The sequence below is a fragment of the Streptomyces sp. LHD-70 genome (assembly GCF_031157275.1).
Classification (GTDB): domain Bacteria; phylum Actinomycetota; class Actinomycetes; order Streptomycetales; family Streptomycetaceae; genus Streptomyces.
Genome location: NZ_JAVIFW010000012.1, coordinates 98,422 through 110,868, shown reverse-complemented (window position 1 = coordinate 110,868; position 12,447 = coordinate 98,422). Strand labels below are relative to the sequence as shown.

The window sequence follows — 12,447 nt, the reverse complement described above, 5'->3', positions numbered from 1 at the left end:
CACAGGAGACCCCCGAGACCCCGGTGAGGTTGTACGAACGCACTGGTTCACCAGCGAAAAGGGCGTGGCGTTCGGGCCCTGCTCAAGGCGGTGGTGCTGGGCCCTGCTCAAGGCCGTGGCGTCGGGCCCTGCTCATCCTTGGGCGGTCGGTCCGAGTGTCAGGACCTCACACCCCGCCCCCGGCCAGCGCCGTCAGCGCGCCCACCGGGTCGTGGTCCGGGGTGCCTCTGGGCCACCAGTCGTCGTGGCCCGGTTCGCTTTCGTACGCGTACCACAATCCGTCGCGGCCCAGGCGGAGTTGGAGGGTGCCCTCCGGGTGGGTGAGGTGGTTGCGGCGAGGGGTGAACAGGGGGAACTCGGCGGCGCGCAGGGCGGGTCTCGCCTGGTCGAAGCGGCCCGCGGGCGGGTCCCAGGGCTCTTCGAGGACGGCGAGGCCCTCGCGGCCGCCCTGGCGCCAGGCCGCGACAGCGCGTGCCAGGTCCGTGGCCGTACGTCCGGCTGCCGCCGCCAGCGACTCGTACTGCGCGCGGCTCGCCCCCGTCAGGCCCGAACCCGGGCGGGCGGCGGCGATTCTGACCGCGTCCTGCCACAGCGTCAGTTCGGCGACCGGGTCCCGGCCGGTGGCGAGCAGGGCATACGCGCGGGCGGCCGCGTCCGTGGCCAGCTGGTCCAGGGCGAACGGGTCGGGCCCGCCGGGCGCCGCCGGGTACGCGGACGGCTGCTCGGGGTGCGGGAGCGGGGGCTGCGGACGCGGCAACGGGGGCAGAGTGCGGGGCGCGAGGATGTCTCGGGCGCGAACTCCCGGGATGCGTACGGCCGTTGAGGGCGCACCGGAGCGGGCGGCCAGCGTCGCGTTGCGGCGGGACAGCTCCGCGAGCAGTCCGCGCTCACCTCGGCCGCGCAGCAGGAGCAGCACGAACGGGTCCTCGTCGAGCAGCCGCGCCGTCCGGTAGCAGAGCGCCGCCGCGTGCTTGCACGGGTGGCCGGAGTCCGGGCACGAGCACTCGGGGTGCAGCTCGCCCGGCGCGGGCAGCAGCGGCACGCCGCTGTCGGCCAGGGAGCGCGGCATCTCCCGGTCGAGCAGCGCCGCGATGTGCCCGGGCTGCGCCGCGGCCGCGTCCAGGAAGCGGTCCCACTCCTCGTCGGTGAACGTCGGCAGGGTGATCTTCGCGCGGTACGGGCGGGGGCGGCTGCCGTGCACGTACGCGAGGAGCAGGCCGGGGGTGACCGTCACGGCGTCCACGCGGCCGTGCCCCGCGTAGTCCCGCCCGCGGGCGAGGCGTGCCGGGTCGAGCGCGGACTCCTCCAGGGCCTCGATCCAGGCCGAGCCCCACCAACTCCCCTCCCCCGCCGAGGCATCGGGGCCTTCCGCCCTGAACGTGCGCCGGAGCTCTTCCGTGGGCTCGGGGTGGGACGCGCGGGTTCCCGTGTCGCGTACGGCCGGGGTTGCCGGGGTGTCCTCGCTCAGCCGCCTGCGGCGCGCCCGCCTTCCGGTGCGTACGGGCTGCGCCCCGTCCCGAGCCGCCCGCCGGCGCTCGGCACCGGCCCGCGCCAGGGCGGACCGCGCGGCGGCACTCGGGGACTCCGGGCCGGGCTCGTCCGGTGCCCCGGCGGCCACGGGCTCGCCCTGGCCGACTACGCCCGCCTCGCCGACTTCGCCCACCTCGCCCACCCCGCTGGACGGCCGCATCGAGCGGCGGCCGATGCGCGCCATCCGCTTCAACTCAGCGACGGTTTCCGCCGATTGGGCCTCGGCGGGCGCGGTGGGGGCGGCGGACGCGGCGGTTGCTGCTTCGGTTTCCGTTGCTGTTTCGTTCGCCGCTTCGGCTGCTGTTTCGGCTGCCGTCTCGGTCGCCGCTTCAGTCGCCGCAGCGGTTGCCGTCTCGGTTGCCGTCTCGGTCGCCGCTTCGGCTGCTGTTCCAGCTTCGGTGACGGACGGAGTACGAGCCGCACGCAGCGCCTCCCTGGCCACGTCACCGGGGCGGGGAGCGGAGGGTTCGGCAGGCCGGGCGGATACGGGGTCGGCGTCCGGAACGGGGGCGGGTGCGGTGCCGGAGGGGGTTGCGGAGGCGGTGGCCTCAGCGCCTTCCTCGTACGCCCCTTCCGCCGCCTCCACCACCGCGCTAGCCTCGCGGGCCTCGCTAGCCTCACGCGCCTCGCGCAGCGCACGGCGGGCCGCCTGGGCCGGAGTCTCGGGGGTGCGGTCGCCCCTCGGCGACGTACTCATGCGGGCCTCCGCAGGGAGATCAGGTCCGCCAGTTCGCGATCCGTCAGTTCCGTCAGGGCCGACTCCCCCGAGCCGAGCACCGCGTCCGCGAGGGCGCGCTTGGAGGCGAGCATCTCGGCGATGCGGTCCTCCACCGTGCCTTCGGTGATCAGCCGGTGGACCTGCACCGGCTGGGTCTGCCCGATGCGGTACGCCCGGTCCGTGGCCTGTTCCTCCACCGCCGGGTTCCACCAGCGGTCAAAGTGCACCACGTGACCCGCGCGGGTCAGGTTGAGGCCCGTGCCCGCCGCCTTGAGGGAGAGGACGAGGACCGGCGTCTCACCGGACTGGAAGCGGTCGACCATGCGCTCGCGCTCGGCCACCGGCGTGCCGCCGTGCAGCAGCTCGGCCGGGACCGCGCGGCCCTCCAGGTGCCCGGCGATCAGCTTGGCCATCCCGACGTACTGCGTGAAGATCAGCGTCGAGCCGTCCTCCGCGAGGATCGTGTCCAACAGCTCGTCGAGCAGGTCGAGTTTGCCGGAGCGGCCGTCCAGGCGGACCGCTCCCGCGCGGCCGACGGCTCCCGACGCGTCGGTGGACTCCTTCAGGTACTGCGCCGGGTGGTTGCAGATCTGCTTGAGCGCGCCGAGGAGCTTCAGGACGAGGCCGCGCCGCGCGATGCCCTGGGCCGCCTCGATCGCCGCCATCGACTCGCGGACCACCGCTTCGTACAGCGAGGCCTGTTCGCGGGAGAGCGGCACCGGGTGGTCGGTCTCCGTCTTCGGCGGGAGTTCGGGGACGATGCCCGGGTCGGACTTCTTGCGGCGCAGCAGGAACGGGCGGATCAGGCGGGCGAGGCGCTCCACGGCGTCGTCCTGCTCACCCCCCTCCACCGCGCGCGCGTGCCGGGACCGGAACGCCTTGAGGGGGCCGAGCAGCCCGGGCGTCGTCCAGTCCAGGAGGGCCCACAGCTCGGAGAGGTTGTTCTCGACCGGGGTGCCGGTGAGGGCGATGCGGGCCGGGGCCGGAATCGTGCGCAGCGCCTTGGCCGTCGCGGAGTGCGGGTTCTTGACGTGCTGCGCCTCGTCGGCGACGACCATGCCCCAGGTCTGCTCGGAAAGGCGCGCGGCGGCGGTGCGCATCGTGGCGTACGTGGTGAGGACGAAGCCGCCGTCCAGGTCGTCAAGGGAGCGGCTCGCGCCGTGGTACCGCCGGACCGGGACGCCGGGCGCGAAGCGGGCGATCTCCCGCTGCCAGTTGCCGAGGAGGGAGGCGGGGCAGACGACCAGGGTGGGTTCGCGGCGGGACCGGCGCAGGTGCAGGGCGATGAGCGTGACGGTCTTGCCGAGGCCCATGTCGTCCGCGAGGCAGCCGCCGAGGCCGAGCGAGGTCATGAGGTCCAGCCAGGCCAGGCCGCGCAGTTGGTAGTCCCGCAGCTCGGCGTCCAGGCCGGGTGGCGGCTGTGCCGGGGCGAGGCCTGTGGTGAGGCGGTCCCGCAGCTCGGCGAGGGCGCCGACCGGGACGGCCTCGACCTCCTCGCCGTCGACCTCGGCCGTGCCGGTGAGGGCGGCCGACAGGGCGTCGACCGGGTCGAGCAGGCCCAGTTCGCGCTTGCGGGCCTTGCGGACGAGCGCCGGGTCGACGAGCACCCACTGGTCGCGCAGGCGCACGACGGGGCGGTGCGACTCGGCGAGCTGGTCCATCTCGGCCTCGGTGAGCGGCTCGCCACCGAGCGCCAACTGCCAGCGGAACTCCAGGAGTTGCTCGGCCTCGAAGAAGCCCGTGCCGTCCGTCGCGGAGCCGGGCGCGGAGCGCACCACGGCGGCGGCCGACAGGTCCTGGGCGAGATCGCGCGGCCAGTGCACGGCGACCCCGGCGGCGCCGAGGCGGGCGGCGGCGCTGCCGAGCAGGTCGTACAACTCCGTCTCGGAGAGCGGGAGTACGTCCGGGGAGGACTGTTCGCCGAGGCGCTCCAGGGGTGGCCAGACGCGGGCGGCGCGGCGCAGGGCGAGGGCGGCGTCCACACGCGCGCGGGGCCCGAAGGTCTCCTCGCCCTCGCCCTCCCACAGGGCGACCGCGTCGATGACGAGCGTGGGGTCGGCGAGGCTGTGCACCTGGACCACGGCCGCGCCCGCCGTCCGGTCCTCGTCGCTGCGGTCGAACAGGTCACGGCCCGACAGGTCGAGGCGGAGGGAGATCCGCACGCCCGCGTCCATGCCCGCCGCGGCCTCGGCGGCCCACTCGCGGGCCTGCGGCAGGCGCTGCGGGGCGCGCGCGGCGAACGCCGCGCCCACGGAGTGCGGCGCGGCCGGGGTGCGCGGCAGGGAGTCCGCGACCGCGTCGAGGAAGGCGCGCATCAGGGCCTCGGGCTGCGGCAGTTGCAGCGGAACGGCGTCCTTGAGGGGGACGGCATGGCCTTCGTACGGCAGCGCGGCGGCGATCGCCCGCAACTGCTCGACGTCGCCGCCCTCCAGCGGGCCCGCGCGCCAGGCGTCCTGGTCGTCCGCGGTGAGGCCGGGGAGAAGCCGGCCGCGGGCCACGAGGCGCAGGGCGAGGCGGGCGGCGGCGCCCCAGCAGGCCGCGGCGGGGTGGGCGGACGGGTGCGGGCGCGCCGACGGGTGGGCGGCGAGGAGCAGCGGCAGCGACGCGTCGACCGGCAGCGTCAGGGCGGGTGCGGCGGCCCTGCGGACGACGGCGCCGCTTGCGCGTACGACCGTGAGTTCCGTGGGTGTGCCGGGGGCGTCGGGGAGCGGTCCGCCGGCGGGGTTCCACAGCGCGATGCGGCCCTCGCGCGGCAGGGCGGCGGGCAGGAAGACGGCGGCGAGGCGCAGGCGCGGATCCGCCCCCGCAGCCTGCGGGTCCGTCCCCGCCTGACGTCGGTCGAGCACTTCGGTCATGGCGCGGCTCACCCCCTCCGGATATCGGTCGTCGATCGGACGTCTACGACTCTACGGAGGGGCACTGACAATCGACCGCGCACGCCGTCACGGGCGGCCCGGGCGCGGAGCGTCAGGGGTTGGCCGTCGCGACGACGTAGACCATCGGGTGGTGCGGGTTGCTGCGGTCCACGTAGACGTCGTGGCTGGGGCGCGGGTCCGGCTGCTTGTGCTTCAGGCCGTAGAACGGGCCGGAGTTCGTGAACGTCCAGCCGACGATCTGCCGGTCGCGCTTGCTGAGCGTCATGTCGCCCTTGTTCAGGTCGGCGACGTCCTTGTCCATGCTCTTGAGGAACTTGTCGAGGCCCTTGTTGCTGGTGAGGAACTGGACGTAGAGCCTGCTGGTGCGCCAGTTGTTGGTCTCGTAGTAGGCGACGCGGCGGGAGTACGGCGGGATCGGCACCTCGTAGATACGGCGCTGCACCCGCGAGGGCCACTCCGAGGTGAGGCCGGTGGCGGCGTACTTCTCCTCCTTGTCGCGGCCGCTGTCCCGGCTCTGGCCTGCGGAGATTGCCAGGTAGCCGGCGGGGATGCCGATCAGGAGCACGATGATGATCGCCGTGAGCCAGCGGCGGCGGATCATGTGCTTGCGGTCCTCGGGCGGCTTCGAACCCTCCGGCGAGGTGGACTGGCCGGGCACGGACGGGTTCATCTACTTGTTTCCCTGGGTGTGGCGAGTGGTGGTGCGGATCGCCTGCGCGTACCGCTCGTACCGCTCGTAGCGTTCGAGCCTGCGGCGGTTGGCGCGGCGGAAGCGGCGGGCGACGAGGCGCGCCAGGTCGGCGGCGCCCACCATGCCGGCCTCGGGGCCCAGCTCAGCCTTGGCGATACGGGCCTCCGGGCGGTAGCCGCGGCCGGTGAGGTGGCGGCGGAAGGCGTCGCGGGCGGGGCCGATCAGGAGGTCGTCGGCGGCACTGACGCCGCCGCCGATGACAAAGCAGGACGGGTCCAGGGCGGCGGCGAGGTTGGCGATGCCGACGCCGAGCCACTGCCCGATGTCCTGGAGCAGTTCGACGCACATCGCGTCGCCCTCGCGCGCCAGCTCGGTGATGAGCGGGCCGCTGATGTCGGGGATCTGGCCCTTGACCCGGTCGATGATGTTGTACGCGACCGGGGAGTCGGCGGCGGCGAGCTCGCGGGCCTCGCGGACCAGGGCGTTGCCGGAGCTGTACTGCTCCCAGCAGCCGCGGTTGCCGCACGGGCAGCGGTGGCCGCCGGGCACGACCTGCATATGGCCGAACTCGCCCGCGACGCCGAACTTGCCGCGCTTGACCTGGCCGTCCTCCAGGATGGCGCCGCCGATGCCGGTGCCGAGCGTGATCATGACGAGGTGGTCCTCGCCGGCTCCCGCGCCGAAGCGCCACTCCGCCCAGGCCGCGGTGTTGGCGTCGTTGTCGACCATCACCGGGACGGCGAGGCGGGACTGCAGGGAGTCGCGCAGGGGTTCGTTGCGCCAGGACAGGTGCGGGGCGAACAGGACGCGGTTGCGGTCCGCGTCGACCCAGCCGGCCGCGCCGATGCCGACCGCGTGGACGTCGTGCCGGTCGGAGAGGTCGAGCACCAGCTCGCAGATGGTGTCCTCGACGACCTTGGGGCTCTTGGACTTGTCCGGGGTCTCGGTGCGGACCTTCTCCAGGATCTTGCCGTCCGCGTCGACCACGCCCGCCATCACCTTCGTACCGCCGATGTCGATGCCGACGGTCGGCACGCGCGGAGCGGAGAGGTGGGAGCGGCGCTCGCGGGTGCCGACGGTCCGCAGGACGGTGGCGCGCGCGGAGCCGCGGTGGGCGAAGTCGCGGTAGGTGCTCATCGGGGCGATTCTACGGGGGCCGTGTGTCAAGGCCCGGTGAGGTGGGACCGGGCCCAGGCCGTCTCCTTCGGATCAGGACGGATCACTTCCGCTGAGCCCGCTCCAGTTCATGACTGAGCTCTTCCAGTTCCGAGCCGCCCGCCATCTGGCGCGTCAGCTCGTCCAGTTCGATCTCCTCGCGGAGGTGGCTGCCGGCCATCGTGCCGCGCTTGAGGAGGACGAAACGGTCGCCGACCAGGTAGGCGTGGTGCGGGTTGTGGGTGATGAGCACCACGCCGAGGCCTGCGTCACGTGCGGCCGCCACATACTTGAGGACCACGCCGGACTGCTTCACGCCGAGCGCCGCCGTCGGCTCGTCCAGGACGAGGACCTTCGCGCCGAAATACACCGCACGCGCGATGGCCACGCACTGGCGCTCGCCGCCGGAGAGGGTGCCGATGGGCTGGTCGACGTCGCGCAGGTCGATGCCCATGCGGAGGAGTTCCTCGCGCGTGGTGCGGCGCATCCGGTCGACGTCCAGGCGCTTGAAGGGGCCCGCGCCCTTCGTCGGCTCGGAGCCGAGGAAGAAGTTGCGCCAGACCGGCATCAGCGGGACGACGGCGAGGTCCTGGTAGACGGTGGCGATGCCGCGGTCCAGGGCGTCGCGCGGGTTGCTGAGCCGGGCCTCCTCGCCCTCGATGCGGAACGTGCCCGCGTCGTGCCGGTGCAGGCCCGCGATGATCTTGATGAGGGTCGACTTGCCGGCGCCGTTGTCGCCCAGGACGCAGGACACCTCCCCCGCGTGCACCTGCAGGGAGACGCCTTCGAGGGCGCGGATGTTGCCGTAGTACTTGCTGACCGAGTCCAGCTCGACCAGGGGTGCGGGCCCGACAAGCGGTGCAGAGGTGTCCGACGTCGTCATTTCGTGGCCTCCGCGCGCTTGCGGACCCAGTGGTTCAGGAGGGTCGCCAGGAGGAGCATCGCTCCGAGGAAGAACTTGTACCAGTCGGCGTTCCACTCCGCGTACACGATGCCCTTGCCGGTCATGCCGAAGATGAACGCGCCGAAGGCGGAGCCGATCGCGGAGCCGTAGCCGCCGGTGATCAGGGAGCCGCCGATGACGGCCGCGACGATGTAGATCAGCTCGTTGCCGACGCCCTCGCCGGACTGCACCGCGTCGAAGGAGAAAAGCAGGTGCTGTCCTGACACCCAGGCGGCAAAAGCGACACCCATATAGAGCCCGATTTTGGTCTTGATGACCGGGACACCCACCGCGCGTGCGGCGTCCATGTTGCCGCCGACCGCGAAGATCCAGTTGCCCGCGCGGGTGCGGAGCAGGATCCAGGTGGCGACGGCGACCAGGGCGATCCACCACAGGATGGTCACCTTGAAGGCGACGCCGCCGAGGGTGATCTGGGAGGCGAAGAGCACCTTCGCGGACTCGAAGCCCTCCATGTCGGCGATCGTCTTGGTGGAGACGGTGCCGCTGATCAGCTTGGTGAAGCCCAGGTTCAGCCCGGTGAGCATCAGGAACGTGCCCAGCGTGATGATGAAGCTCGGCAGTTTCGTACGGGTCAGCATGAAGCCGTTGAAGACGCCGATGGCGAGCGTGGTGAGGAGCGAGACGCCCACGCCCACCCAGACGTTCGCCGTCATCTGGTAGCTGAACATCGACGAGATCAGCGCGGAGCTGGTCACCAGGACGCCCGCGGACAGGTCGAACTCGCCGCCGATCATCAGCAGCGCCACCGGCACCGCCATGATCCCGATCGTCGACGAGGCGTACAGAACCGTCGACAGGCTGGACGCCTGCAGGAAGCTGTCCGCGGCGAACGAGAAGAAGACGAGGACGGCGATGGCGCCGACGACCGCGCCCAGCTCGGGCCGGCCGAGTAGCTTGCGCGGTAGCGAGGTCTTCAGGAGCCGTTCGTCGACCGGCTTGTCCGGCGCCTTCTTCGCCGGGGCCGTGGCGGTCATCGGGCCACCTGCCCGACTGCCGTCACGGCCGCTTGCGTCGGATCACTCATCGGGTCCCCCGCTTCGCGAACTCCTCGAGCTTTACGGCGTCCTTCTCGGTGACGATCTCCGGGCCGGTCAGCACGGGCCGGCCGCCGCCCAGGACGTCGGCGTTGTACTTGTACAGCCACAGCAGGTCGACCGCCTCGTACCCCTGGAGGTACGGCTGCTGGTCGACGGCGAAGCCGAGGGCGCGGGACTTGAGGCCCGCGGCGACCTTGGCGTTCAGGTCGAACGTGTCGATCTCCGCCTTGCTGCCGGCGTCCTCCTTGGCCTTCACGGCGGTGTCGGCGAAGGGCGCGCCGAGCGTGACCACCGTGTCGATGGCGGAGTCGGACTGCAGCTTGGCGCTGATGCCGGACTGGACGTCGGGCATGTTGGTGCCGTCGACGTACAGGTTCTGCATCGTGCCGTCGAAGGTCTTCTTCGCGCCCGCGCAGCGCTGCTCGTGGCCGACGTTGCCCTGCTCGTGCAGGACGCACAGGGCCTTCTTCTTCCCGCGCTTGTTGAGCTCCTCGCCGACCGCCTCACCGGCGATCTCCTCGTCCTGGCCGATGTGGGCGAGGGCGCCGAACTCCTTGGACTCGGCGGAACCGGAGTTGACGGTGATCACCGGGATGCCGGCCTTGCGGGCACGGGCCAGCGCCGCCTTCATCGCGTCGGGCTTGGCGAGCGTGACGATCAGGCCGTCGACCTTCTTGTCGATGTAGGAGTCGACCAGCTGGGCCTGCTCCTTGCCCTCGTCGTGGTTGGCGTACAGGAAGTTGATGTTGTCCTTGACGGCGGCCTGCTCGGCGCCCTTGCGGACGATGTCCCAGAAGGTGTCGCCGTCGCCCGAGTGGGTGACCATGCCGATGGTCCAGCGCGGGGTGTCGACCGCGGCCCTGCCCTGCGCCTGGGCCTTGCGGGCGTCCTCGGCGCGCTTGCCGCCGGTGCTGCTGCACCCGGTGAGCGCGATGCCGAGCACCGCCGCGAGCGCGATGCCTGCCCAGGTCCGAACTCTTGCCACGAAGTCGTGCCCTTCTCGCTGTACTGCCGGGTGGTGCCGTGGGGCGGGCCGCCGGCCCGCCCCGAACGCCCCAGTATCGGTCACGGCGATCACGGGTGCGGGCAGCGGGGTCACCGGCTGCCGTTCGTCCCCGGTCACCGGGTTCCCTTCGCCGGAGTCACCGGGTGCCCTTTGCGGTGAGCTTCTCCAGCTTCGGCACGTCCTTCTCGGTGACGATCGCGGGGCCGGTGAGGACGGGCTTGCCGCCGCCGGTGACGTTGCCGTTGACGCGGTGCAGCCAGAGACCGTCGACGGCGAGATAGCCCTGGAGGTACGGCTGCTGGTCGACGGCGAAGCCGATCTCCTTCGCCTTGAGCTGCTTGACGACCTCGGCGTTGAGGTCGAACGTGTCGATCTCCGCCGTGCTGCCCGAGTCCTCCTTGGCCTGTACGGCGGCCTCGGCGAAGGGGGCTCCGAGCGTGACGACGACGTCGAAGTCGGCGCCCGAGTCCAGCTTGGCCTGGATGGTGGACTGCGACTCGGGCATGTTGGTGCCGTTGACGTTGAGGTTCTCCACCGAGCCGTCGAAGGTCTTCCCGACGCCCGCGCAGCGCTCCTCCAGGGAGACGTTGCCCTGCTCGTGGATGACGCACAGCGCCTTCTTCCGGCCGCGCGCGTTCAGCTCGTCGCCGACCGCCTCGCCCGCGACGGCCTCGTCCTGCCCGATATGCGTGAGCGCTCCGAACTCCTGCGAGAACTGGCCCCCGGAGTTGATGGTGATCACCGGGATGCCGGCCTTCGCGGCCTTGGCGAGCACGGACTTCATCGCCTCGGGCTTGGCGAGCGTGACGATCAGGCCGTCGACCTTCTTGTCGATGTACGACTGGACGAGTTCGGCCTGCTCCTTCGCCTCCTTGTTGTTGGCGTACAGGAACTCGACGTTGTCCTTGGCCGCCGCCCGCTTCGCCCCCTTCTGGACGATGTCCCAGAACGTGTCGCCCTCGCCGGAGTGCGTCACCATCCCGATCTTCAGGCGCGGCCCGGACGCCTTGCCGCCGGACTCCTCGTCGCCGCGGTCCTCGGCGCCCTTGCCGCCGGATCCGCTGCACCCGGCGACGAGGGCGAGCGCACCCACGAGGGCGGCAACTCCGGTCGCTGTGCGGGCTGTTCGGGCTCTGCGCATTGGTGGACCCACCCCTTCTCCGGGCCGCCCGGGTGCGGCTGGAGGTGTTCTAGCGGGGGCGCGCGGGGCCGTCAATGACTTTGTCAGAACATACGGACCGGTCCTTGAGGACGACGGCACGCTCAGGCCCGTACGAGCAGCTGGAACTCGAAGGAGTAGCGCGAGGCGCGGTAGATGTGCGAGCCGAACTCGACCGCGCGGCCCGTGTCGTCGAAGGTCGTACGGGCCATGGTGAGCAGCGGCGCCCCCGCCGGTTCGGCGAGCAGCTGCCCCTCCGCCTCCGTGGCCGCGCGGGCGCCGACGGTCTGGCGGGCGCTGTGCAGGGTGATGCCGGCGGCGCGCATGAGGCGGTAGAGCCCGGTGCCTTCGAGCCGCGCGGACTCCGGCTGGAACAGGCCGACGGGCAGGTGGTTCGTCAGGTACGCCATGGGCTCGTCGTGGGCGAGCCGGAGCCGTTCGACGCGGTGCACCTCGGCGCCTTCCGCGAGGCCGAGGGCGGCGGCGACCTCGGCGGAAGCGGGCTCGACCGCGTTGCGTACGACGCGGGTGGCGGGGCGCTGACCGGCCGCTTCGAGGTCGTCGTAGAGGCTGCTCAGCTCCAGCGGGCGCTTGACCTGGCTGTGCACGACCTGCGTCCCGACGCCCCTGCGGCGTACGAGCAGGCCCTTGTCGACCAGGGACTGGATGGCCTGCCGGACGGTGGGCCGGGACAGGCCGAGGCCCCTGGCGAGGTCGATCTCATTGCCGAGGAGGCTGCCCGGGGCGAGCCGGCCCTGCTCGATGGCCGCCTCGAGCTGCTGCGCCAGCTGGAAGTACAGCGGGACGGGACTACTGCGGTCCACGCTGAGCTGAAGCGACTCGGCCTGATCGGCTACGGGCTTGGGCACGGGGCGAGCGTAGCCGTGGCTCATGTTGACGGGAAGTCCTGAGGTTCGATTGTCCGGACAAACGCAGGCCTTCCGCCCCGTCGGCGGCGATCCGGACGGTGACCTGCGCATCCTGCTGTACGACCAGAAGCGGACCCGGTGACCACCCTGACGTGGCGCACCGGGTCGCCGCCTCATCCGCGCAGGAAGCCGTCCCCGTGGGTGGCGATGTGGGCTTCAAGGGCGCTCAGCGCGGCCTGAGTGGCTTCCGGGCTGCCGTTGCCGCTCCGCTCTGCGTAGTAGGCGGTGCCGAGCTTCTTCAGCAGATCGTTCCCGGCGCGCTGTTGCTGGACCTCGTCCGCCTTCTGCTTGCCGGCCTGGAGGGCGCCTTGCGCCTGCTCCTTCGCCCGGTCGAGAAATCCTGCCATGTGGGTGCAGCTCCTTGGGTCGTACGTGTGGGGTG

The 12,447-nt window shown here is 72.1% G+C and carries 10 protein-coding genes; all 10 read right to left on the bottom strand.

Annotated features, from left to right (window positions below; all coding sequences use genetic code 11):
- Positions 1 to 166: 166 nt before the first annotated feature.
- The 10 genes from RCO28_RS24010 to RCO28_RS23965 all read right to left on the bottom strand — a co-directional run bounded on the left by RCO28_RS24010 (position 167) and on the right by RCO28_RS23965 (position 12,412).
- Positions 167 to 2,227, bottom strand: coding sequence for an SWIM zinc finger family protein (locus RCO28_RS24010; protein ID WP_308943322.1), 2,061 nt, complete (start codon positions 2,225 to 2,227; stop codon positions 167 to 169).
- On the bottom strand, positions 2,224 to 5,103 hold the full coding sequence (locus tag RCO28_RS24005) for a DEAD/DEAH box helicase (protein WP_308943321.1): 2,880 nt from the start codon (positions 5,101 to 5,103) through the stop codon (positions 2,224 to 2,226). The genes RCO28_RS24010 and RCO28_RS24005 overlap by 4 nt, the downstream gene beginning before the upstream one ends.
- A 112-nt stretch (positions 5,104 to 5,215) precedes the next feature.
- A complete protein-coding gene (locus tag RCO28_RS24000) occupies positions 5,216 to 5,794 on the bottom strand; it encodes a sugar kinase (RefSeq protein ID WP_308943320.1) in 579 nt (192 codons plus the stop codon).
- Positions 5,795 to 6,952: an ROK family glucokinase gene (locus RCO28_RS23995; RefSeq protein ID WP_308943319.1), complete on the bottom strand. Its 1,158-nt coding sequence runs from the start codon at positions 6,950 to 6,952 to the stop codon at positions 5,795 to 5,797.
- Between the two features lie 82 nt (positions 6,953 to 7,034).
- Positions 7,035 to 7,853, bottom strand: coding sequence for an ATP-binding cassette domain-containing protein (locus RCO28_RS23990; RefSeq protein WP_308943318.1), 819 nt, complete (start codon positions 7,851 to 7,853; stop codon positions 7,035 to 7,037).
- On the bottom strand, positions 7,850 to 8,908 hold the full coding sequence (locus RCO28_RS23985) for an ABC transporter permease (protein ID WP_308943317.1): 1,059 nt from the start codon (positions 8,906 to 8,908) through the stop codon (positions 7,850 to 7,852). The genes RCO28_RS23990 and RCO28_RS23985 overlap by 4 nt, the downstream gene beginning before the upstream one ends.
- A gap of 46 nt (positions 8,909 to 8,954) precedes the next feature.
- The gene (locus RCO28_RS23980) at positions 8,955 to 9,956 is read right to left on the bottom strand and encodes a sugar ABC transporter substrate-binding protein (RefSeq protein ID WP_308943446.1); all 1,002 of its coding nucleotides are present in this window, start codon (positions 9,954 to 9,956) and stop codon (positions 8,955 to 8,957) included.
- 157 nt (positions 9,957 to 10,113) lie between these two features.
- Entirely contained in the window at positions 10,114 to 11,118 is a 1,005-nt protein-coding gene (locus RCO28_RS23975; RefSeq protein WP_308943315.1) for a sugar ABC transporter substrate-binding protein, read from the bottom strand.
- A gap of 122 nt (positions 11,119 to 11,240) precedes the next feature.
- The gene (locus RCO28_RS23970; RefSeq protein ID WP_308943313.1) at positions 11,241 to 12,029 is read right to left on the bottom strand and encodes a GntR family transcriptional regulator; all 789 of its coding nucleotides are present in this window, start codon (positions 12,027 to 12,029) and stop codon (positions 11,241 to 11,243) included.
- Between the two features lie 149 nt (positions 12,030 to 12,178).
- Positions 12,179 to 12,412: a hypothetical protein gene (locus tag RCO28_RS23965; RefSeq protein WP_308943311.1), complete on the bottom strand. Its 234-nt coding sequence runs from the start codon at positions 12,410 to 12,412 to the stop codon at positions 12,179 to 12,181.
- Between the last annotated feature and the right edge of the window lie 35 nt (positions 12,413 to 12,447).